The following is a 20,596-nucleotide window of genomic DNA, read 5'->3' as shown; positions in this document are numbered from 1 at the left end:
CCTGGAGCAACCCATGAAAAAGACCTTCGCCCTGTTTCTGCTGATGCTGGCCCTGCCAGCCTTCGCCCACCCTGGCCATGACAGCAATCCGCTGCAGGACGGCCTGCTGCACCCGCTGACCGGCCTTGACCACCTGCTGATGCTGCTCGGCACCGGGGTACTCGCGGCGTTGACCGGGCGCAGCCTGACGCTGCCCCTGGCAACCCTGGCGGCGATGTTTGGCGGGGCAGTGTGTGGCCACCTGTTTGGCGACGTGCTGGGCATGGAAACCTTGATCGCCTTGTCGGTGCTGGTGGCTGCCGGCGCGGTGCTGCTGCCGAGCCGCCAGTTGCTGCTGGCCATGGCCATGCCGGTGTTTGCCCTGTTCCATGGCTGGGCGCATGGCGTAGAAGCCACGCCAAGCGCGTTCTGGCAATTCAGTGCAGGGTTTGTCACGGTCAGCGGCCTGCTGCTGGCGGCGGGCTTTGCGGGCGGTTGCCTGCTGCGCCGGCACAGCGGCCTGCAGAAGGCCTTTGGCGGCGGCTTGCTGGCCGGGGCCGCGCTGGTGCTGGCCGGTTGATGGACAGCGATCTGGCATTGCTGCGCCTTTTGCAACTGGCCAGCCCCGGCTTGCCGGTGGGTGGTTTCACCTACTCGCAAGGGTTGGAGTGGGCAGTCGAGGCGGGCTGGGTAAAGGGCGCGGCCGGTTTCGCGGCCTGGCAGCGCGAGCAGGTCGACGACACCCTGGCCTGCCTCGACTGGCCGGTGCTGGCGCGCCTGTACCACGCTTGCCAGGCCGGGGATGCCGCGGCGTTCGCCCACTGGTGCCGTTTTCTGCTGGCCAACCGCGAGACCGCCGAGCTGCGCCTGGAAGAACAGCAGCGTGGCGCGGCGTTGGCGCGGCTGCTTGACGGCTGGCAACTGGGCCAGGCCCCGGCCTGGCGCCCCAGCCTTGAATTGACTCAGCTGGGCGGTATGGCCTGGCTGGCTGCGCACTGGGCAATCCCGCTGCGCCAACTGGCCCTTGGCTATGGCTTTGCCTGGCTGGAAGGCGCGGTAATGGCCGGGGTCAAGCTGGTGCCATTCGGCCAGCAGGCTGCCCAGACCTTGCTGCGCGACCTGGGCACCGGCTTGCCGGCAGCCCTCGACCAGGCATTGGCCCTGGGCGATGACCAGCTCGGTGGCGGCCTGCCATTGCTGGCCATTGCCTCATCGCGTCACGAAACCCAATACACCCGTTTGTTCCGTTCCTGAGGACTGCCTTCATGCAAAGCTATCAACAACCCCTGCGCGTCGGCGTCGGTGGCCCGGTCGGCTCCGGCAAGACAGCGCTGCTGGAAGCGCTGTGCAAGGCCATGCGCGACCACTACCAGATCGCCGTGGTCACCAACGACATCTACACCAAGGAAGACCAGCGCATCCTCACCGAGGCTGGCGCCCTGGAGCCGGAGCGCATCGTCGGCGTGGAAACCGGCGGTTGCCCGCACACGGCGATCCGCGAAGACGCCTCGATGAACCTGGCTGCCGTCGAGGCGCTGGCGCGCAAGTTTGGCAACCTGGAGGTGATCTTCGTCGAAAGCGGTGGCGACAACCTCAGCGCCACGTTCAGCCCGGAGCTTGCCGACCTGACCATCTACGTGATCGACGTGGCCGAAGGCGAGAAGATTCCGCGCAAGGGCGGCCCAGGCATTACCAAGTCGGACTTCCTGGTGATCAACAAGACCGACCTGGCGCCTTATGTAGGGGCTTCATTGGAGGTGATGGAGCGCGACACCCAGCGCATGCGGCCGCAGCGGCCGTGGACCTTTAGCAACCTGAAGAAGGGTGAGGGGTTGCAGGCAGTGATTGATTTCATTGTCGAGCGCGGGATGCTGGGTGTGCGCGGCTGACATAGTGCGGCCCCGGTGGGAGCGGGCGCGCCCGCGAATCAGGCGACACGGTGCCTGGCACCGGCTTCGCCGGTGTTCGCGGGCATGCCCGCTCCCACAGGAGTGCGTGCTCCTTGCTTCAGTTGTGGCAGCAGTGTGGCTTGTCGGGTTGCCCTTCGTAACGATCATGATGCCGCACCCAGTCCATGGTCCCGCTTTCGTTGCGCCCCAGTGGCGCAATGTCGAGGAAGTTGTACGTGTTGACCAGAATGTCCAACCCGCGGGCGTAGGTGGAGTAGGTGTGGTACACGCTGCCGTCCGGTTCGCGGTAGAACGCACTCAAGCCGGGCAGTTCGCTTTCACTGCCGTCATACGGCGCATAGTTGTACTGCCGTTCACCCTCGCTGCCGACACTGACGCCAAAGTCCTCGTTGAAACCACTGCCCTGTGACGAGTACCAGGGAAACTGCCAGCCCATGCGCCGACGGAACGCCTGAAACTCGGCATACGGCGCGCGCGATACCGCCACCAGCGACACGTCGTGGTGAGCCAGGTGCAGGTTGGCACCGTCAAAATGGTCGGCCAGGAACGAGCAACCGGGGCAGCCTTCGCTCCAGCCCTCGACAAACATGAAGTGGTAAAGCAACAACTGGCTGCGGCCCGCAAACAGGTCGGCCAGGCCCAGATCGCCGTCCGGCCCCTTGAAGTGATAATCGTGTTCGACCCTGACCCAGGGCAGGGCGCGGCGGGCTGCTGCCAGCGCGTCGCGATGGTGGGTAAAGGCCTTTTCGTGCAGCCACAGTTGCTGGCGGGCTGCCAGCCACTGGCTACGGGAAACCACCGGGTGCCTGCTTTCGCTTGTGCTCATGGTGCTGTCTCCACGCTGGGGATTCACACACTAGTCGAGCACGCTCAGGTCTGATCGACAGGCACCGGTGGCCGGGCGATGAGCGGTAAGTCGCTCAGCCCGAATGGGCGATATGGCCCTCGGTCAGTTCATCCGCCGCTTCTTCTTCGCCGGGCAGCGCGGTGATCACGCTGAAGTCGCTGACTTCCACCCTGCCGCCGCCGTAGCCCAGCAAGTGGAAGGAAAACGCTTTGCGCTCGGTCGGGTTGTCAAAGCTGAACTCCATTTCCAGGGGTTCGTCGGCGGTGACCTTCACTTCAGCAGGCAAGCCCAACGGTACGTCCTGTTCCAGTTGCTTGGCCTTGAGCTGGATGTAGGCCACACGCTTGGGGTCCAGCGAGCGCACCTTGACCCGCACACGGGTATGTGAGCCTTCCGGCATTTCCAGGTACTGGGCGCCGATCAGGTTGTCGGCCCAGTCGTCGTGAATGCGCTTGCGCAATTTGATCGGCGATGGGCCGCCGAACTGGTAACGCAGGTTGAGCGGGGTTTGCAACAGTGACTGGTCGAGCACCCCCGCCAGCGCGCCGATCTGCTGGCCGAGCAGGCTGTCAGCCGGGCCCAGGTAGCGGGCCTGGTCGGCAATGAAACCCTCGCTGGCGTAACGTCGGCAGCGTTGCTGGAAGTCACACTCGGTGAAGACGGCCTGGCCGTTGTGGTAGCGCAGCATGCCGTTGGTGTAGGAAATCATCTCGCGGCCCGTGTCGTAGTCGCGGTACAGCGAGCGGCCGCCAAGCGCCATGGGAATAGGCAGCGCAAAGTAGTCGAGCAGCGAAGTGGCCAGGTCGATATGGCCGTAGGTACCGCGTTTGATAGACGGCAACTGCGCCTGCTCCGGCGCCAGGGTGAGGTTGAAGCCCCAGGACGAGGCCAGGCGTACGCCGTCGATACCATGGGACTCGTCGGAGGTCACTACCACCAGGGTGTTCTTGAGCACGCCCTGGCGTTCGAGGTTGTCGAGGAAAGCCCCGAGCGCATCGTCCAGGTAGGCGACCGCCGCCTGTTTTGGCGTGTCATAGCGCTCAAGATACTCGGCTGGCGCAGAGTAAGGCTGGTGGGTACCCACGGTGAGCAGGGTCAGCATCCACGGCTTGTCCTGTTTCTGCAGCTGGCCGACGTAGCCCAGCGCCCCTTCGAAGAAGGCCCGGTCATCCTTGCCCCAGGGGAAGTCCAGGTAGTTCTTGTTGCGGAACCACTCCAGGCCATGCACCGAGTCGAAGCCGATATGCGGCATGATGCGGTCCTTGGCCATGAAGCGCAGGCCGGCACCTTGCAGGTAGTGGGTGGTAAAGCCGGCCTGGCGCAGTTGCGCGGGCAGGCAGGCCTGGTTGCGCTCGTTCTGGGTCAGCAGCTCTACGCCTTTTGGCGTGCCATTGGCCAGCTTGTCGTAATCACCACATAGCATCGCGTAGAGGCCGCGGATGGTCTGGTGGGTATGCAGCACGTAGTCCGGGGTGCTCATGCCGCGTTCGGCCCATTGGCTGAGCTTGGGCATCAGGTCTTCGTCGAAGCGGCTGTGCAGGGCGTGGCGGTTGGGCCGCAGGTAGGCCCCGGGGATACCTTCCACCGTGATGACCAGCAGGTTGCGAGCGCTGCCAGGCCCGGCCAGCAGCCGCTGCCCGTTCAGGTCGGATTGGGTCAGGCCACTGCTGGGGAGTGGCGTGAAGGTTGGCGAATGGCCCATCCAGCCTTCGACCGTGCGCTCCAGGGTACCGACCCCGGCGGACATGAGTTGGTGGGTGAGGTTGTATTGCCGCCACTGGTCAGCGTCGGTAGGTGCCAGCTGCTGGCTACCCCAGTGGGCACCAAACAGGACCACCGGAATGGCCCAGGCCTTGCGTGGCAGCGGCGTGCTGCGCTGGGCACGGCTGCGCCAGGCGGTGACCAGCCAGGCCAGCAGGCCGGCACCCAGGGTCAAGGGCAGCCAGGCGTGGGCCAGGCCGCCGCCGGTCGAATTCTCCATGAATTGCGGGTCGACCAGGTAGGCCAGGTCGGCGCTGGTGGGCAACCGGCCCACCGCGCTAACCAGTTCGGCCGAAGCCACCCACAGGGCTGCCCAGGCCAGGAGCACTGGCAGGGCCAGCCACCATGGCCGACGGTGTAGCAGCAACATCAGCAGGCTGCCGAGGGCGAGGTCGGACAGGTAACCGAGCGGGTTGGACCAGCCCAGCATGGCGCGCGTACCCAGTGGGATCACCAGTACCAAGGTTGCCAAAGCGGCAAGCCGGGTACGTGGGTGGTCTGACAGGTTCTTCACAAAAACTTCCCTTTTGCCATTAAATCGTCATGCAACTGTGCTGAATGATAACAGGCCGGGGAAGGGAAAGCGGTTTGCTACAAGGCTGGTAACCAAAAGCCGGCCCCGCTTGCGCGGGGCCGGCCCTGGCAAGTCTCAGAAGTAGTAGGGGAATTTCAGGCTGAAGGAAAAGTCAGGCGCATCGTCGGTCAGACCGATGGACAGGTTGGGCACGATGGTCAGGTTGTCGGTGGCGGCGAAGGTCAAGCCGATGTTGAAGTTGGCGGCGTTGTAGTCACTGTTGGAGATCGACTGCCAGTCGCCACCATCCGGCTTGATCTTGCTCTTGCGGGCAAACTGGTCAGACACCGAGAACGACATGCTCATCTTCTCGTTAAGGGCAAAGGCGATACCGCCGCCAATTTGCCAGGAGTCGCCAAGCTTCACGTCACCCGGCACCTTGCTGTTGACCTGCGGGCTGATATCGCTGAACGAGTCCTGCATGTTGTAGGTGTACGACAGGCTGCCGAACAACACGGCCGGGTCGAAGGTCTTGACCAGCGAGATGCCCGGTGTGATCGACCACACGCCGTTGCCGGTCGGCAGGCTCTCCGGGACTGACAGGTTGCTGTTGCCGTCAACCTCGCGCAGCTTGATGCCATAGGGGTCCTTGCCGGTCGGCGCCTTGACCCGCAGGGTGGCAACAGCGTCAGGCCAGGTCTCGTCCTCATCGAGGAACTTGTACGCCACGCCCACGTTGATATCGCCGATTTCCGGGTCGCGGGTGACGCTCGCATCGGAGGTACTGGCCCCGGCACCCCCCGCGCCGCCGGAGGAATAAGTTGACTCGCGGTACACCACGGGGACGTTGATGTCGAATTGCCAGCGCTGCGCCAGGTTGTAGCGCGCAGTCATGTCCAAGGTCCAGTTGTCCGCCTTGATGCGGTCAAGGTTGATACTGCCGAGGAAGATCGAATCCAGCGCCAGGAAGCCATTGAGCGTGAGCGCACGGGTATCGTAATGGGTGTAGGTGACACCCGTTTCGAAGCTGAACTTGCCTCCGCCAAAGAATCCGCTGGCTTCGTCATACAGGTTGGAAACGCTTTGCGCCGGCTGGGAATCGGCCGTCAGCGCCTGGCCGTAGGAGCTGCCTGTGGCGCCTGGCGTGCCTGAAGCGACTGTCTGCGCGCCTTTTACCCCTTCGGCGGGGGACTTGACCAGGCGTTTGGGCGGCGCTGCTGCCGGGGCCTCCTCGACCTGCCGCACGCGCTGTTCAAGTACCATCAGCGCCTGTTGCTGGGCCTCGTAACGGCGTTTGAGTTCGATCAGTTCCTGTTTCAGCGCTTCCACCTGTGGGTCGGCGGCTGCGTAGAGTGCTGTGGCGGGTGCCAGGGTAGTCAAACACACAAAAGCTCTGAGCGTAAAAGATCGGTACATGGAGTTGCCGTCCCTTCCAACTACTTTTGATGAGACTGAGCGTAGATCAGTATCCGAAAGTGCGAAGACCTTTGAGCTGGTCAAGGCTGCCGTTGAGCGAAGCCGCCGTCGGCACGTTCTCGCGCATGACGACATTCAGGGATGTCATGTTGTTGACCCGGTTGCCGTTGCCGAGCAAGGTCGAATTCTGCATCAGTCCCCCCTGGGCCAGGCGCTGCGCACTGCTGCCCTGGTTGTTGCTGGCATTGATGTTGAGCTGCACACCTACACCGCTCGAAGACACACTGAGCGAGCCGGCGCCGTTTTCCCCGACCAGGGTCTGGCCGGCGGCCAGCACCTGACCTTGTTGTTGCACGGCGGGGGCCTGGTTGGCCTTGGTGACGTTGATATCGACGTTGTTGTAGGCCGTGTTGTTGTCACCGGCCGCACGTACCACCTGGGTCACACCCTCGGTAGTGGCAAGGCCGTTGCCGCCGGTTACCACGCCAGTGCCGGCAGAAGGCGCACTGCCCGAAGCCGTACCTGTGCCTTTTTCATCAATCATCGATACATAAAACTGGGGCTTGATGGTCGATTGCTGAACCTGCAGCGTGGACGTCGCCCCGATCACGTCACCCTTGGCGTTTTGCCAGGTGCTGCTCATGACGATGCCGAAGCTCACGATTCGCCCCGGCATCACATAGCGCCCACGCAGGTTCGCCAACTCCTGGTCCTTCAGTTCAATGGGTTTCAACGCCTCGGCGTGGCTAGGCAGGCTGGCGGCCAGGCAGGCCATGGCCAGCCACAATGAAGTCTTCATGAAATGCTCCCTGGAGCATCATGCTCCTTGTCATTAGAACAGTCGTTAGAAGAAGTCGCTTTTGATGAAGCCGAAGTCCAGCAGCTCGTTGTCCTTCACTGGCGTGAAGGTGTCCACCCGGCCCTTGGCGGTCAATGGCAGGGGCGGGTCGAGCAGGATGTTGTTCTTGTCGTAACCCTGGCCGATCACGGCGAAGATGATGCCGTTCCAGCCCTTGAGGAAGTCTTCGACTTTGTAGCGTTTGTGGCCCAGTACCGGGTCACCGATGTACACCCAGCCCTTGTCGACCTTCTGCATGACCACGAAGTGCTTGTAGCCGCGCACGTCCATCAGCACCACGACCGGGATACGCACGCTGTGCAGGGTGTCGGGCGCTACGCGATAACCACGGGCACGCATCCCCAGGCTTTCGACGTAACGTTTCATGTCGAGCATCGAGAAGCCTTGTGTGCGCACCAGGTTCTGGTCGGCGTGGGCCAGCATGCCTTCGATGATCTGATGTTCGTCCACATCCAGCCAGTAGGCCTGGCGCAGGATGGTGGCCAGCGCGGCGGCGCCGCAGCTGAAGTCGGTTTTCTGTTGCACCAGGTCGGCAAATTTGCGTTCGCGCAGGCTCTGGAGGGGTTTGAACACCACGGCGCCGCCCGGCAGGACGGACAGCGGCATTTGTGCAGCTTCGCTCACGCTGGCCAGGCACAGCAAAAACGCCAAGGCGAAAATACGCATGATCGGTTGCCTTCCGGTGTGTTGAAGAAAGGCCCCCCGGAGGGGGCCTCAAGCGCAGCGTTTAGAACGAGGTGTTGGAGATGGCCAGCGAGTTGCTCTGCTGGTTGCCCACACCGGCCGCCACGTTCACGCCCAGGTTGCCGCTGCCACCATTTACCGAACCGCTAAGGGTTGCAGTATTGGTCACAGGGTTGGCCCAGCCGGTCGGGGTCAGCACTTGGAAGGACACGGTATTGCTCAAGTCGTAAGCGCTGCTTTCGCTGTAGCTCTTCGAAACGTCGTTGGAGGACTGTTTCGATTTTTCGCCAGACTTTTCAAACGCCGAGGCCGAAGCATTTTCGTACGAGGAGTCGTGAGACTTGGTGTACGAAGATTCCTTGGACTTGTCGTACGACGATTCACGCGACTTGTCGTAGTTGGAGTCGAATGCTTTCTCGAACGAAGAGTCGTATGCACTTTCGCGCGACTTGTCGACCGATACATCCAGCGATGCACTCAGCGAACCATCGAAGGTGCTGGAGCGGGTGCGCTCGCGACGGCCATCATCGGTAGTCAGGGTACGCGTAGCGTTGGCGGCTGCATCCAGCGAAGCATTCAGGTTGGCACTGCTCGACGAGCTGTTGCTGCCGCTGGCTGAGCCACTGGCACCCCAGCTGTTCGAGCCACTTGCGCTCGAACTGTTGGACCCGCTAGCAGAGCTGGCTTTCGAACCGCTGGAGTTCCAGCCACTGGAGCCGCTGGAGCTGGCACTTTGCGCACCGGCCACGCTGAAGCTCGAAGACGAGCTGCGGTCGTCGGTCGAGTTGAACGTGCCATCACGCGAGCTCGAACCGCTTGCCGAGGTGGTGATGGTAATCGTATCCACCCGGTAGGTGCGGTCGGCGGCGTTGTTCACGATCAGGCCTGGGCCGTCCTGTTCGGCAGACGCGGTGGCAGTGGCATTACCCAGCGGAGCACCGGTGTTGGCGATCGCCATGGTGTTTTTCTGTTGGTTGAGGTCGCCACCGGCGATGTTGATGCCGATGTTGCCCTCAGCCCCGCTGGCCGAGCCGCTCATCACAGCCGACGACTGGGTCGAATAGTTGTTGACCCGGTTGCCTGTGCTGGTTTGCACGACATCGGCTGTGGCATTGGCCATGCCGAACACGAAGCTGTTGTCCAGGCTCGACTCGGAGCCGGCGTTGGCGATGGCAGCTGCGTTATCCTGCTGGTTGCCGTTACCGGCCGCCACGTTGATGCCGACGTTACCGCTCGAACCTTCACCCGACTGGTTCATCTCGGCTTCGTTGATGGTGCCCTGATTGGTGATCTGGTTATCAGCGCTGTTTTGCGTATCCCAGGCATTGGCCGTTGCATACACAGGGATCTTGGTGGGTGGAGGCGTGTGCTGACCATTGTTATGGTGGCCGTTATGGTGGTCATTACGCCGATCGTTTTGCCCAGCTTGTACAGCAACAGCCATGACCGCAGCAATTGCGAACACCAGAGGCTTGATTGCCATCGAGGGTTTCATGGTGATTCTCCGTACTTTATTAGGTTAAGTGTTGTTCTTAACTGATTGGGTCAATCCGCGACCCGGATGCTCAAGGTGTTGGCCATGCGGTTTCCCACCCCGGCACTCTGGTTCAACTGGATCACCCCACGGCTACCGGTGAATGCCTGGTCACTGGTGGTGACCTGGCGATAGCCGGCTGGAATGTCAGTTGCTCCGGAGTTGTTGATCAGCGCCACGTTCTGTTGCATGAGGACGCTGTCGTCGATGCTTTGCGGTTGCGCACTGAGGCTGATGCTCAGGGCGTTGGCTTGCTGGGTATTGGCACCGGCGCTCTGGTTGACCCCCAGTGCGCCACTGCCGTTGCTGAAGGCGTTGCCCTGAATGGTCGAGCGGGCATCCATCGTGGGGTCGGCCGGCGTATTCAGCCGTTGCCGGATCTGCGTGCTGGCGTTTGCTTCAGGCCCCACGGCGATGGCGCGCGCGTTGACCTGTTGCTGTTTGTCGCCTGCCGCCTGGTTGACAGAGAGGTTGCCCTGATAGCGGCTGCCAGAGCTGTCGATGTTGGCGTTATTGATCACGGGAACCAGTGAGTCGGCGAGGGCTGGCGCACTGCACAGGGTGGCCAGAATCAGCAGCATGTGCTTCATCTCACTTGCCCCCGCCAGTCAGGATCTGCAACGGAGCGAGCCCGCGCTGAACACTTGAGTTGACCATGTTCGCGATCCCGTTACCCGATCCCCCCGTGCCCCGACCACCCGACAGGTTGGGTAGTTGGTTCTGATTGCCGAGGTTGCCGCCCAGGTTGTTGGTCTGCTGGGTGATCATGTTGCTGATGCCGGCGCCACTGCTGATGCTGGCGAAGTCGCCATCGCTCAGCTCGTTGGTCTGTTTGAGCACGTAGGCAGAAGGGTTGGCATTTACTGTGGTGGGGCTCGGGTCAGGAATAAGGGGCGGTATCGTCGCGTTGCGCACCTGCACGTCGCGCTTGATGATGATGATCCCGTTATCCGCCTGGGCCGTCAGGCTCAGTGACCCCATTACACAACCCACCAGTACGAGGTGATAGAGGCGCTTGTCACTTTTCCTCACGACGGCAACTCCTTCTTTGAGCGCTGGCCCTGTTCAGCGATGCGAACAACAGAGCAGAAGGTGTGCCGCTTTTGAGAAGCGTTTGCAGATCAATGGGTTAAAGCAAACGGGTGAGAATCTGCGGCGTATTCTGTCTCAGGGTTGATACAGGTAGCCGCCGGTACTACTGGCAAAGCCAGCAGTGGCTATGACTGGAAGGGTTTTTGCAGGGGTGTTTCACTGGCTTGACAGTGACCCCGATGCGGGGGAAACCCCCGCATTTTCGGGGGCTTTGCCCCAGCGGTGTGTCTCAGGGGCTTAACACTCGGTGGGGCATGCTGGCGCATGGCTATTAAGCAGTGTAGCAACCGCTTGCAAGGCCAGCAATTGGCGTTGCGGCCAATTGCCCTCAAGTATCTGGTGGGCCTGTTCATGTTGCTTCAGCCAGGCCAGGCTGTCGTCGAAAAACCGTTGGCGTTCGTTGAGGTCGGGCTGGCTGCGCTGGCCATCGGCGACCCAGTCCACGCCTTGTGGGCTGAGCAGCAGGTGCAGGTCGTAACGCCGTGCAAGCAATGCCTGTTCCAGCCAGGGCGGGCAGTCATCGAACAAGGCGCGGCTCCAGAGCATGTTGCTGAGCAGGTGGGTGTCGAGGATCAGCAGCGGTGGTGCCAGCTCTCGGGCCCGGTCCTCCCAGGCCAACTGGCCTCGGGCGATGGTGGGGATATCGGCGTAGCAGGTATCGCGGCACTCCTGGTCGATGAAGTGGCGTACGTACTCGGCCACCACCACGCCGCCGAAATGCGCCTGAATTACGCCACTGAGCCAGCTTTTGCCGCTGGATTCGGGGCCGCACAGCACCAGTACCTTCATGGCCTGTTCTGCACTCATGGCTGCACCAACGCCGGGTCACGGCGCCATTCCAGCCAGCCGCGCACGGCAATCAGGGTAAGCACGGCGAAGAAGCCTGCGGTGAAATACAGCTGCTGGTGCAGGTACTGGCCAACATAGACGATGTCCACCACTACCCACAGCGGCCAGCATTGCAGGCGCTTTTGGGCCATCCACAGTTGCGCTACCAGGCTGAAGCCGGTGAGGGTGGCATCCAGCCAGGGCAGGGCGGCATCGGTCCAGTTGGCCATGGCCGCACCCAGGGCTGCGCTCAACAGCAGCCCGGCAGCCAGGCTACTGAGCAGTGCCGGGCGTTGCAGCCGGGAGACCTGGCGGGCGTCTTCAGCGTGGCCTGGGCGCTTCCATTGCCACCAGCCGTACAGTTGCAGGATGGCGTAGGCCAGTTGCAGCAGCATGCCCGAGTACAGCTTCACTTCGAAGAACAACCAGCCATAGATCAGCACCATGACCAGGCCAATCGGCCAGCACCAGGCGTTCTGCTTGACCGTTAGCCAGACAGCGGTGACGCCGAGGACGGCGGCGATGAGTTCAAGGCCGGACATCGGCGATCCTTGGAGGCTACGGGGAAGGGGCGAGATTGTAGCGGGTCATTGGGCCAAGTTGTAGCGCACATTGTGGGAGCGCCCCGGCAAGGCCGTTCCCACAACAGCCGCGTCGATGTCCAAAGGCTAGACCCGGAACTGCCGCAGCAATTGTTCCAGCTCCTCGCTCAACTGCCCCAGCGCCACCCCGGCATCACTGGATTGGCGCGCCGCGTCAGCGGTCTGCTGGGACAACCCGGCGGTATCCAGTACGTTACGGTTGATCTCTTCGACCACATGCGCCTGCTGCAAGGTGGCACTGGCAATGGACGCATTCAAGGCGGTGAGGTTGTTCAGCGCCTGGTTGATGGCATCCAGGCTGGCGCCGGCCTCGCGGGCTTGCTCGACGGTCTGGCGCGAGGCTTCGCTGCTGGTGTCGATGGCCTTGACCGCCGCGTCCGACTGGCTTTGCAGGTGCGCGATCATGGTATGGATCTCGGCCGTCGATTGGGCTGTGCGCTGGGCCAGCAAACGCACCTCGTCGGCGACCACGGCAAAACCGCGGCCTTGTTCGCCGGCCCGCGCCGCCTCGATGGCCGCGTTCAGCGCCAACAGGTTGGTCTGTTCGGCGATGGAACGGATGACATCCAGCACGCCGCCGATGCGCGTGCTGTGCCCGGCCAGGTCGCGAATCACCTGCACGGCCTGGTCGATGGTCAGCGATAGCCGATCGATCTGCGCCAGGCTACCGTGGATAGCCTGCTGGCCGTGCTTCACCTGTTGCTGTGCAGTGCGCATTTCCCCGGCGGCCTGTTCGGCGGTCTTGGCCACGTCTTGCACGGCGTACGTCACCTCGTTCACGGCAGTGGCCACTTGGTCCATTTGCAGCGATTGCTGGGCACTGCGCTGTTGTGCCGCCCCCGCATTGTCACCAACGTGCCCGGCGGATTGGGCCAATGCGTGGGCGGCGCCCTGCAGCTGGCCGACCACACCTTGCAGCTTGCCGTTGAAGCGGTTGAAGTGCTCGCCCAGGTGGGTGATTTCGTCACGGCCGTGGGTGTCCAGGCGCCGGGTCAGGTCGCTTTCGCCGCTGGCAATGTTGCCCATGGCCTGCACGGCCTCCTGCAAGGGGCGGGCGATGCTACGGGCAATCAGCAAGACCACCAGCGCCATCAGCAGGGCGATGCCCATGCCCACCAGCGAGGCGTCGCGCAGCTGGCGGGCAAATTCGGCCTGCACATCATCAATGTACACGCCAGACCCGATGATCCAGCCCCAGGGCTTGAACAGCTGTATATAGGAAGTCTTGGCCACTGGCTCGCTGGCGCCGGGCTTGGGCCAACGGTAGTTGACCGGCCCGGCGTCCTGCAGGCGGGCCAGTGCGACCATCTCGTTGAACACGGCAAAGCCGTCAGGGTCGCGAATGGCCGAGAGGTCCTGGCCGTCGAGCTTGGGGTTGGCCGGATGCATGATCATCCTGGGCCCCAGGTCGTTGATCCAGAAGTAGTCGTCGTGGTCGTAGCGCAGCGCCCGCACCACTTGCAGCGCCTGCTGCTGGGCAGCTTCGCGGCTGAGTGTGCCGGCCGCCTCCAGCCCTTGGTAATAGGCCAGTACACCGGCCGCGGTCTGCACCACGTGGCGGGTTTTTTCCGCCTTGGCCTGATACAGGTCACCGTGGATCTGGCGCAGCATCAGCAGGCCCAGCACCACCAGCATGGCCACTGCCACCACCAGGATCAGCCACAGCCGACGGCTGATCGACATCGATCTCAGAGTCTTCATCCACGAGCTCCCGCATTGTTCTTTTTATTGAGGTGCATCCAAGCATGCTTTGCGCCAAGGCCCCACTCGACTAATGGCTAAGTGATATCTTAGTAATAGTCTGCAGCAGGTCGCGTAAAGCGAATGCACAGGCGCTCTGCTAGGATTTCGGCCGCGCAAGATGAAACCTTTAGCAGCCGTGAACTTTTCCACTGGCGTTGCGCCCAACAGTCGCTGTAAAACAGCCGGGCCGCGTGCGGCAATTTCAAGCAAATCAAGAACAAGGGGCGTGCAACAAGCAGCGCTCCATCCGGGGAATGATGGATTTTTGGACTGCCTTCCAGGCAATCATCTTAGGCGTGGTCGAAGGGCTGACGGAGTTTCTGCCGATCTCCAGTACCGGGCACCAGATTATCGTCGCCGACTTGATAGGGTTTGGCGGCGAACGGGCCATGGCTTTCAACATCATCATTCAGCTGGCGGCGATCCTGGCAGTGGTGTGGGAGTTTCGCGGCAAGATTCTCGAAGTGGTATTCGGCCTGGCCAGCCAGCCCAAGGCGCGGCGTTTCACCGGCAACCTGCTGTTGGCGTTCATGCCGGCGGTGGTGCTGGGCGTGCTGTTCGCCGACCTGATACATGAGTACCTGTTCAACCCGGTCACCGTGGCGGCGGCACTGGTGGTGGGTGGCATCATCATGCTCTGGGCCGAGCGTCGCGAGCACAGCGTGCAGGTGGACCATGTGGACGACATGCGCTGGAGCCATGCGCTGAAAATCGGTTTCGTTCAGTGCCTGGCGATGATTCCGGGCACTTCGCGCTCCGGCTCGACCATTATCGGTGGCCTGCTGTTCGGCCTGTCGCGCAAGGCAGCCACCGAGTTTTCGTTCTTTCTGGCGATGCCTACCATGGTTGGTGCGGCGGTGTACTCGGGCTACAAGTACCGCGACCTGTTCCAGCCCAGTGACTTGCCGGTGTTTGCCATTGGTTTCGTGACTTCGTTCATTTTCGCCATGATCGCTGTGCGTGCGCTGCTCAAGTTCATTGCCAACCACAGCTACGCGGCATTTGCCTGGTATCGCATCGTTTTCGGCCTGCTGATTCTGGCGACCTGGCAGTTCGGCTGGGTTGACTGGTCTACAGCACATGGCTGAGGCGCTGCGCGGGCAACGGGCGGAAGGCGTGCGTAATGTGCGCCTCAAACTGCTGCTGTTGTGCTTGCTTTGCCTGTTACCCGGCTTGGGGGCGGCGCGCCTGGCCTGGAACGATCAGGCCTGGTGGCCGTTGGCGCTGTACCCGGCAATGAGCCTGGTCAGCCTGTTGCTGTATTGGCGGGATAAACAGCAGGCGCGGACGCAGGCGTGGCGTACACCCGAGAAAGTGCTGCACGCCAGTGAATTACTGGGTGGCTGGCCTGGGGCCTTGCTGGCACAACAGCTGTTTCGGCACAAGACCCGCAAGGTTTCGTACCAGTTGGTGTTCTGGGGGATTGTGCTGGTGCACCAGGTGTTCTGGGCGGACTGGCTGTTTTTTGAGGGGCGTTATCTGCCCTTCAATTGATGTTTACCTGTACCGGCCTCTTCGCGGGCTTGCCCGCTCCCACAGGTACAGTGCAAGTCTTCAAGTCTGTGGTGGCTCTGTGGGAGCGGGCAAGCCCGCGAAGAGGCCGGTACAGGCTGACTAGATCAACAACCCCACCTGCAACCGCTTGGGCAATCGCCGCACCACCAGCTGGTGCGAGCGCTGCAACAAATCACACAGCTCATCACGCCCCATGGGGTAGGGCAGCGCCATGCTGATCCACCGCGCCCGCGCCAGATACGGCGCAGGCCGCACCCCTGGGCGGTCGCAGTAGCCGAGAAACAGCTCATCGGCCACTTTGAACGACAGCCCCGCACCCGCCAGGTCAAGCACCGCAAACATCTTGTTGCCCGCCACCGAGAACACCCGGATACCACCCCATTTGTAGTCTTCCCGTGCACCCGGCAGGCTCAGGCAAAACGCTGCCACCTGGGCTTCGCTCATCTTCCTTTCAGACATACCGCTCTCCACAGGCCTCGAATGAAGTGTACTAGCCGGTCGGACAGGACATCAATCCAGCACAGGATGAGCAAAAAAAGGGATCGCCAGCTCCTTGAACAGCCACATCTTGAACTGTGCAACGGCCTCTTGCTGGCGCGGGCGACGCGGGTGCACGAGGTGGTGAGCGACGTAGCGAACGGATTGACTGAGACCTTTGAGGGGGGCGACGAGCTTTCCTGTAGCCAGCTCTCGCTCTGCAAGCAGCGTGGACTCAAGCACCACTCCCAGCCCGTCGACCGCAGCAGAAATTCCCATGGAGCTTCGATCAAATGCCAGGCCGAAATTAGTAGGTATGGGCATGCTGTTAGCGGCAAACCAGCCCTTCCATTGAACAGACTGCCCCTCGCTCTGGATGAGCAACTGGTTGTACAAGTCCTGCGGGGATGTCAGGGCAGAAGCTAACGCGGGGCTGCACAGAGGAGTCAATTCCTCGATCGCCAAGGGAATGATCTCGTGCGAATTGTGCAGTGGCACGCCATAAACAATGTCCAGATCGAAGTCGTCGACCTCGAAGGTTGCATAGTCCGTGCTCGCTGATATGCGCAGCTCAATTCCCGGGTGGTCGCTCATGAAGCCGGCAAGTCTCGGCACCAGCCATTGGCTAGCAAAGGTCGGGGCAGTGTGGACACGCAGAGGCGTGGACGGCTCACCCGTAACTAATGCCAGCCCTCGATTCATTTCACCGAATCCCCGCTGCACGTGCTCAAGCAACGCCGCTCCCTCGCCTGTGAGGGCGGTGTGTCTCGTGTTACGGGTGAAGAGCACCACGCCAGTGGCCGATTCCAATTTTCGGATCGAGTGACTGACTGCGCTTGGCGAAAGATCCAGCTCTCTTGCTGCTTCGACAAATGAGCAAGTGCGACCAGCAGCCTCGAAAACTCGCAAAGACGGCAACGGCAGCCGCTTGATCCAATTCATTGGTGAATCCTGTTCATTGATTGGCGAATTTAAACCTTTTGTCGCCTGTGTATTTTTACATGAAGATCAACGCGTTGCTCTATTTGGATGACGCGAGATGAATGTTTTGCATGAGTGCGTCCAGATACCCCAGGTCACTAACGGAGGACAAGATGACCGAGAGTTTCAATGGGCAGGCTGATACGCCATTTGCCCGACTGTCGAAGCATGCCTGGCGAATCCGACGCTTTGCGTTACGGATGGGCGAAGTGCAGGGTCAAGGTTACGTGGGTCAAGCGCTGGGTTGGGCTGACGTTTTGGCTGTTGCCTACTGCCATGCAATGAATATCCGCTCGGCCGAGCCTGAGTGGGAAGGGCGGGATCGCTTCCTGCTGTCTCACGGTCACTATGCGATCGCTCTCTATGCTGCGCTGCTCGAAGCTGGTGTGCTGCCAGAGGAAGAGCTGGAAACATACGGGTCGGACGATAGCCGACTGCCTATGTCTGGCATGGCCACGTATACGCCAGGTATGGAAATGTCTGGCGGCTCTCTCGGCCAAGGATTGGCGATTGCTGTGGGCCAGGCGTTGGGGCTGAGAATGAAGGGGAGTGATGCCTTCGTCTACAACTCGATGTCCGATGGTGAGCTGGATGAGGGAGCTGTTTGGGAGGCAGCCATGTCAGCTTCGCATCACAAACTCTCCAACCTCATCAATCTGGTCGACATCAATCGTCAGCAAGCCGATGGTCCATCGCACGACATCCTTCAATTTGAACCACTGGTAGATAAGTGGGAGGCATTTGGTTGGCATGTGCAGCGTGTCGACGGCAATGACTTGCAGGCAGTCATTGACGCATTTGACCAAGCTCGGGCGCTTCCGGACGATAAACCACGAGTCATCTTGTTCGACACCTTGATGGGCAAAGGCGTGCCGTTTCTGGAAACACGCGACAAGAACCACTTCATTCGCGTTGAAGCTAATGAGTGGCAGCAAGCGATCAACGACCTGGATGGGATCTATGCCCCAAGGAGCCAACAGTGACTGCCGCCACTCCTACGAAACCTAAGCTCACGACTTCCTCGATGATCGCATCGATTGCGAGTGAAGGGCAGCGCACCACTTCAGCGCCATTTGGACATGCACTGATCAAGGCCGGGCAAAAGAATCCACGCATCGTTGGCATGACTGCTGACCTTGCTAAATACACAGACCTACATATCTTCGCCCAGAAATACCCTGAGCGATTTTTGCAGATGGGCATGGCTGAGCAATTGTTGATGGCTGCGGCTGGTGGTATGGCAAAGGAGGGGTTCGTCCCGTTCGCCACGACCTATGCAGTGTTCGCTACACGACGCGCCTACGATTTCATTCACCAGGTGATCGCAGAAGAAAACCTCAACGTGAAGATCTGCGCAGCGCTGCCTGGCCTGACCACCGGCTACGGCCCGAGCCACCAGGCCACCGAAGATCTGGCGATGATGCGCGCGATTCCCCAGATGATGGTCATTGATCCGTGCGACGCACTGGAAACCGAGCAATGTGTGGCGGCGATCGCGGAGCACAACGGCCCGGTGTACATGCGCCTTCCGCGCGGACGGGTGCCGCTGGTTCTGGACGAATACGATTATAAGTTCGAACTGGGCAAAGCCCAGCTGCTGAGGGACGGCAAAGACGTTCTGGTCATCGCCTCGGGCTTGATGACCATGCGCGCTCTTGAGGTGGCTGATGAACTGGCCAAAAGCACGATCGAAACGGCCGTGCTGCACGTACCAACGATCAAGCCGCTGGACGTGCAGACCATCATCGAGCAATGCCGACGTGAAGGCCGGCTGGTGGTTATCGCCGAAAACCACACCCAGATTGGCGGCTTGGGAGAGGCGATTGCCATGGCGCTGGTGCAAGCCCGCGTTCTACCCGAAATACGTCACGTTGCACTGCCGGACCAGTTCCTGGACGCAGGCGCGCTACCGACACTTCATGATCGATATGGCATCTCCAAAGACGTCATGGTCGCGAACATCCAGCGTTGGCTGGGCTAACTGAACCCTAAGCAGACGTGCGGTTGCCGCTCACAACCCAATGCCCGCTGCCTGGGCGCCGTGAGTGGCTTTCGCCGCCAGCAAGTCTAGTTCTCGTACCTGGATCGTCCCAATAACTACAAGGTGATGGCGATGCAAAAAGACACCAGTCTTCTGAAGAAAAAGCGCGTCTGGATCTACGCGTTTCTCTTCACCCTGACATTAATCAACTATGTCGACCGGGTATCACTCTCGGTGGCATCCAAGGTACTCAAGGAGGAGTTTGGTATCTCACCGGTCGCGATGGGCTATTTGTTCTCATCGTTCGTGTGGCTCTATTTCCTCGCGCTCATTCCCATGGGCTACCTGGTAGGCCGCTTCGGTCCCAAAAAGGTCAATGGCTACGGGATCGGGGTGTGGTCTGTGGCCACTGCCTGTACCGCATTGTCCACTGGGTTCATTTCGCTGCTTAGCTGCCGGCTCATCATGGGCATGGGCGAAGCCACTACTTACCCAGCAGGCGCGCGGGTTATCCGCGAATGGATGCCGCTCAAAGAGCGGGGTATGGCCACCGCTGTTTTCCACAGCGGAAGTCTCGTCGGCCCCGCCATCGGCGCCATTGGTTTTGGCTGGCTGATCAGCGCATTTGGTTGGCGGATTGCTTTCGTCGTGGCAGGCGCATTTGGGTTTATTTGGTTAGCCGCTTGGTTGAAGTGGTACAACCATCCTTCGAAGGCACCTTGGCTAGACGATGCCGAGCGCGCTGAAATTGCGCAAGGTAGCGCTGCACCTACTGCCGGGCAAAAGGTGCCTGTATCGCTTGGCCTCAAGGGCTTGGCGCGCTCCAGCAGTATGTGGGCGATTGCTCTGTCCCACGGGTGCGCGGTCTACGCCACCTATTTTTTCCTGACTTGGCTGCCGAGTTATTTACAGGCCGAGAAAGGCCTAACCGTTATGTCGAGCGGCATCTATACCGCCATTCCCTATCTAGGCGCTGCGGTTCTCGCCATTGTCATTGGCCGGCTTAGCGATAAAGCGATGCGTCCAGGTGCGGCAGAAACCGGTCAGCGCCGGATGGTCGTCGCCAGCGTGCTCCTTGCATCCTCGGTGATTTTCCTAGTGCCGGCGATCGATAGTACCTGGGCGATTCTATTCGTGATCACCCTGTCCCTTGCCACCTGCGCTTCGGCGATCTCTCTGAACCTTTCGCTGGTCAACGACTTGGTGCGCTCGGAGGACGACGTGGGTACCGCCGCAGGCTTTATCACCGCTGTCGGTAACCTCTTCGGCCTGCTGGCACCCATCGTAACCGGTTATGTAGTGGCTGGCTCTGGCAGCTTCGCCTTGGCCTTCGTGGTGGTCGGCGCGCTGTTAGTTGTTGGCGCGATCCTGTCGATGTTCTGTACCCGTCGCCCGATAGGGTTTGCAGCAACTACCAAGCACGCGGTGATTTGAATTACTTGTAATGAAGGAAGCTGTAGCGTCATGAACCAACGTAGTGGTGTGTCCCGCAGCAACGACCAGGCGCAGCCTGTGGTGGGCGGGAAGTGGAGGGTGGCAACAATCGTACTGGCATTAACACTTGGCCTGTTTGGCATGGCTCTGTTCGGAGGCGGGGTGTGGTTGATGGCCTTGGGTGGTAGCTGGTACTACGGCCTGGCAGGTGCAGGTTGTGTGGTGACCGCCGTCTTGCTGTGGCGACAACGGCGTAGCGCCATATACCTGTTCGGCGTGATCTGGGGGCTTACCGTGATATGGGCCCTTTGGGAGGTCGGGCTCAATTGGTGGGGGCTGGTACCACGGCTGGTGGCCATGACCCTCATCCTGTTGCTGATCCTGATTCTGTCGCCGGCGCTACGCCGCGCTGTCCGCACTGCTGCGTAACGAGGTTCGT

General features: G+C 61.1%; 22 protein-coding genes. 9 read left to right on the top strand and 13 right to left on the bottom strand.

Going from position 1 to position 20,596, the window contains the following annotated elements; genetic code table 11:
* Nucleotides 1-13: 13 nt before the first annotated feature.
* Genes N805_RS09695 through ureG form a run of 3 tightly spaced genes read left to right on the top strand, consistent with a single transcriptional unit; the run spans nt 14 to nt 1,868 of the window.
* The gene (locus tag N805_RS09695) at nt 14-559 is read left to right on the top strand and encodes a HupE/UreJ family protein (RefSeq protein WP_028613754.1); all 546 of its coding nucleotides are present in this window, start codon (nt 14-16) and stop codon (nt 557-559) included.
* Nucleotides 559-1,233: an urease accessory protein UreF gene (locus tag N805_RS09690; protein WP_028613755.1), complete on the top strand. Its 675-nt coding sequence runs from the start codon at nt 559-561 to the stop codon at nt 1,231-1,233. The genes N805_RS09695 and N805_RS09690 overlap by 1 nt, the downstream gene beginning before the upstream one ends.
* Before the next feature lie 11 nt (nt 1,234-1,244).
* On the top strand, nt 1,245-1,868 hold the full coding sequence (ureG, locus tag N805_RS09685) for an urease accessory protein UreG (RefSeq protein ID WP_010953755.1): 624 nt from the start codon (nt 1,245-1,247) through the stop codon (nt 1,866-1,868).
* Nucleotides 1,869-1,986: 118 nt separating this feature from the next.
* Here ureG and N805_RS09680 read toward each other — a convergent pair whose 3' ends face one another.
* The 11 genes from N805_RS09680 to mcpP form a co-directional block, all read right to left on the bottom strand.
* A complete protein-coding gene (locus N805_RS09680; protein WP_028613756.1) occupies nt 1,987-2,715 on the bottom strand; it encodes a DUF899 domain-containing protein in 729 nt (242 codons plus the stop codon).
* A 94-nt stretch (nt 2,716-2,809) separates the two neighbouring features.
* The gene (locus N805_RS09675; protein ID WP_028613757.1) at nt 2,810-5,011 is read right to left on the bottom strand and encodes an LTA synthase family protein; all 2,202 of its coding nucleotides are present in this window, start codon (nt 5,009-5,011) and stop codon (nt 2,810-2,812) included.
* A gap of 135 nt (nt 5,012-5,146) precedes the next feature.
* Complete coding sequence (locus N805_RS09670; RefSeq protein ID WP_028613758.1) at nt 5,147-6,427, bottom strand: hypothetical protein; 1,281 nt, start codon at nt 6,425-6,427, stop codon at nt 5,147-5,149.
* 46 nt (nt 6,428-6,473) lie between these two features.
* Nucleotides 6,474-7,226 carry a hypothetical protein gene (locus N805_RS09665; protein WP_028613759.1) on the bottom strand — a complete coding sequence of 251 codons (753 nt, stop codon included), beginning with the start codon at nt 7,224-7,226 and terminating at the stop codon, nt 6,474-6,476.
* Between the two features lie 45 nt (nt 7,227-7,271).
* Nucleotides 7,272-7,952: a C39 family peptidase gene (locus N805_RS09660; RefSeq protein WP_028613760.1), complete on the bottom strand. Its 681-nt coding sequence runs from the start codon at nt 7,950-7,952 to the stop codon at nt 7,272-7,274.
* A 61-nt stretch (nt 7,953-8,013) separates the two neighbouring features.
* Nucleotides 8,014-9,465: a hypothetical protein gene (locus tag N805_RS09655; protein ID WP_028613761.1), complete on the bottom strand. Its 1,452-nt coding sequence runs from the start codon at nt 9,463-9,465 to the stop codon at nt 8,014-8,016.
* A 50-nt stretch (nt 9,466-9,515) separates the two neighbouring features.
* Complete coding sequence (locus N805_RS09650; RefSeq protein WP_028613762.1) at nt 9,516-10,094, bottom strand: hypothetical protein; 579 nt, start codon at nt 10,092-10,094, stop codon at nt 9,516-9,518.
* A gap of 1 nt (nt 10,095) precedes the next feature.
* A complete protein-coding gene (locus tag N805_RS09645) occupies nt 10,096-10,536 on the bottom strand; it encodes a hypothetical protein (RefSeq protein ID WP_028613763.1) in 441 nt (146 codons plus the stop codon).
* A gap of 297 nt (nt 10,537-10,833) precedes the next feature.
* Nucleotides 10,834-11,403 carry an AAA family ATPase gene (locus N805_RS09640; RefSeq protein ID WP_028613764.1) on the bottom strand — a complete coding sequence of 190 codons (570 nt, stop codon included), beginning with the start codon at nt 11,401-11,403 and terminating at the stop codon, nt 10,834-10,836.
* Entirely contained in the window at nt 11,400-11,966 is a 567-nt protein-coding gene (gene pnuC / locus N805_RS09635; protein WP_028613765.1) for a nicotinamide riboside transporter PnuC, read from the bottom strand. Before pnuC ends, N805_RS09640 begins: the two co-directional genes overlap by 4 nt.
* A gap of 126 nt (nt 11,967-12,092) precedes the next feature.
* On the bottom strand, nt 12,093-13,727 hold the full coding sequence (mcpP, locus tag N805_RS09630) for a methyl-accepting chemotaxis protein McpP (protein WP_028613766.1): 1,635 nt from the start codon (nt 13,725-13,727) through the stop codon (nt 12,093-12,095).
* Nucleotides 13,728-14,026: 299 nt separating this feature from the next.
* Between mcpP and N805_RS09625 the strand changes: the two genes are divergently transcribed.
* Both N805_RS09625 and N805_RS09620 read left to right on the top strand, forming a co-directional pair.
* Nucleotides 14,027-14,857, top strand: coding sequence for an undecaprenyl-diphosphate phosphatase (locus N805_RS09625; protein ID WP_028613767.1), 831 nt, complete (start codon nt 14,027-14,029; stop codon nt 14,855-14,857).
* A complete protein-coding gene (locus N805_RS09620; RefSeq protein WP_028613768.1) occupies nt 14,850-15,263 on the top strand; it encodes a DUF1294 domain-containing protein in 414 nt (137 codons plus the stop codon). Before N805_RS09625 ends, N805_RS09620 begins: the two co-directional genes overlap by 8 nt.
* Before the next feature lie 120 nt (nt 15,264-15,383).
* Here the strand turns inward: N805_RS09620 and N805_RS09615 are convergent, their stop codons facing one another.
* Nucleotides 15,384-15,743, bottom strand: a complete 360-nt coding sequence (locus N805_RS09615; RefSeq protein ID WP_028613769.1) for an MmcQ/YjbR family DNA-binding protein — start codon at nt 15,741-15,743, stop codon at nt 15,384-15,386.
* Nucleotides 15,744-15,794: 51 nt separating this feature from the next.
* Nucleotides 15,795-16,703, bottom strand: a complete 909-nt coding sequence (locus N805_RS09610; protein WP_028613770.1) for a LysR substrate-binding domain-containing protein — start codon at nt 16,701-16,703, stop codon at nt 15,795-15,797.
* A 152-nt stretch (nt 16,704-16,855) separates the two neighbouring features.
* On the opposite strand from N805_RS09610, the gene N805_RS09605 reads away from it, so the two are divergent.
* The 4 genes from N805_RS09605 (at nt 16,856) to N805_RS09590 (ending at nt 20,586) form a co-directional block, all read left to right on the top strand.
* Complete coding sequence (locus tag N805_RS09605; RefSeq protein ID WP_046811316.1) at nt 16,856-17,725, top strand: transketolase; 870 nt, start codon at nt 16,856-16,858, stop codon at nt 17,723-17,725.
* A gap of 41 nt (nt 17,726-17,766) precedes the next feature.
* A complete protein-coding gene (locus tag N805_RS09600) occupies nt 17,767-18,723 on the top strand; it encodes a transketolase family protein (protein ID WP_155412724.1) in 957 nt (318 codons plus the stop codon).
* A 132-nt stretch (nt 18,724-18,855) separates the two neighbouring features.
* Nucleotides 18,856-20,157, top strand: a complete 1,302-nt coding sequence (locus N805_RS09595; RefSeq protein WP_033742474.1) for an MFS transporter — start codon at nt 18,856-18,858, stop codon at nt 20,155-20,157.
* A 30-nt stretch (nt 20,158-20,187) separates the two neighbouring features.
* Entirely contained in the window at nt 20,188-20,586 is a 399-nt protein-coding gene (locus N805_RS09590) for a glucose dehydrogenase (RefSeq protein WP_028613773.1), read from the top strand.
* Nucleotides 20,587-20,596 lie beyond the last annotated feature (10 nt).

This window comes from Pseudomonas putida S13.1.2, from assembly GCF_000498395.2.
GTDB classification, from domain to species: domain Bacteria; phylum Pseudomonadota; class Gammaproteobacteria; order Pseudomonadales; family Pseudomonadaceae; genus Aquipseudomonas; species Aquipseudomonas putida_Q.
Note: the sequence above shows the minus strand (reverse complement) of the source record. Positions and strands in the feature narration are given on the sequence as shown.

What these genes read in the sequence shown, in the direction of transcription:
- N805_RS09695 (WP_028613754.1), top strand. Translation starts at nt 14, where the DNA reads ATGAAAAAGACCTTCGCCCTGTTTCTGCTGATGCTGGCCCTGCCAGCC.
- N805_RS09690 (WP_028613755.1), top strand. Translation starts at nt 559, where the DNA reads ATGGACAGCGATCTGGCATTGCTGCGCCTTTTGCAACTGGCCAGCCCC.
- ureG (WP_010953755.1), top strand. Translation starts at nt 1,245, where the DNA reads ATGCAAAGCTATCAACAACCCCTGCGCGTCGGCGTCGGTGGCCCGGTC.
- N805_RS09680 (WP_028613756.1), bottom strand. Translation starts at nt 2,715, where the DNA reads ATGAGCACAAGCGAAAGCAGGCACCCGGTGGTTTCCCGTAGCCAGTGG.
- N805_RS09670 (WP_028613758.1), bottom strand. Translation starts at nt 6,427, where the DNA reads ATGTACCGATCTTTTACGCTCAGAGCTTTTGTGTGTTTGACTACCCTG.
- N805_RS09665 (WP_028613759.1), bottom strand. Translation starts at nt 7,226, where the DNA reads ATGAAGACTTCATTGTGGCTGGCCATGGCCTGCCTGGCCGCCAGCCTG.
- N805_RS09660 (WP_028613760.1), bottom strand. Translation starts at nt 7,952, where the DNA reads ATGCGTATTTTCGCCTTGGCGTTTTTGCTGTGCCTGGCCAGCGTGAGC.
- N805_RS09655 (WP_028613761.1), bottom strand. Translation starts at nt 9,465, where the DNA reads ATGAAACCCTCGATGGCAATCAAGCCTCTGGTGTTCGCAATTGCTGCG.
- N805_RS09650 (WP_028613762.1), bottom strand. Translation starts at nt 10,094, where the DNA reads ATGAAGCACATGCTGCTGATTCTGGCCACCCTGTGCAGTGCGCCAGCC.
- N805_RS09640 (WP_028613764.1), bottom strand. Translation starts at nt 11,403, where the DNA reads ATGAGTGCAGAACAGGCCATGAAGGTACTGGTGCTGTGCGGCCCCGAA.
- pnuC (WP_028613765.1), bottom strand. Translation starts at nt 11,966, where the DNA reads ATGTCCGGCCTTGAACTCATCGCCGCCGTCCTCGGCGTCACCGCTGTC.
- mcpP (WP_028613766.1), bottom strand. Translation starts at nt 13,727, where the DNA reads ATGAAGACTCTGAGATCGATGTCGATCAGCCGTCGGCTGTGGCTGATC.
- N805_RS09625 (WP_028613767.1), top strand. Translation starts at nt 14,027, where the DNA reads ATGGATTTTTGGACTGCCTTCCAGGCAATCATCTTAGGCGTGGTCGAA.
- N805_RS09620 (WP_028613768.1), top strand. Translation starts at nt 14,850, where the DNA reads ATGGCTGAGGCGCTGCGCGGGCAACGGGCGGAAGGCGTGCGTAATGTG.
- N805_RS09615 (WP_028613769.1), bottom strand. Translation starts at nt 15,743, where the DNA reads ATGTCTGAAAGGAAGATGAGCGAAGCCCAGGTGGCAGCGTTTTGCCTG.
- N805_RS09610 (WP_028613770.1), bottom strand. Translation starts at nt 16,703, where the DNA reads ATGAATTGGATCAAGCGGCTGCCGTTGCCGTCTTTGCGAGTTTTCGAG.
- N805_RS09605 (WP_046811316.1), top strand. Translation starts at nt 16,856, where the DNA reads ATGACCGAGAGTTTCAATGGGCAGGCTGATACGCCATTTGCCCGACTG.
- N805_RS09600 (WP_155412724.1), top strand. Translation starts at nt 17,767, where the DNA reads ATGATCGCATCGATTGCGAGTGAAGGGCAGCGCACCACTTCAGCGCCA.
- N805_RS09595 (WP_033742474.1), top strand. Translation starts at nt 18,856, where the DNA reads ATGCAAAAAGACACCAGTCTTCTGAAGAAAAAGCGCGTCTGGATCTAC.
- N805_RS09590 (WP_028613773.1), top strand. Translation starts at nt 20,188, where the DNA reads ATGAACCAACGTAGTGGTGTGTCCCGCAGCAACGACCAGGCGCAGCCT.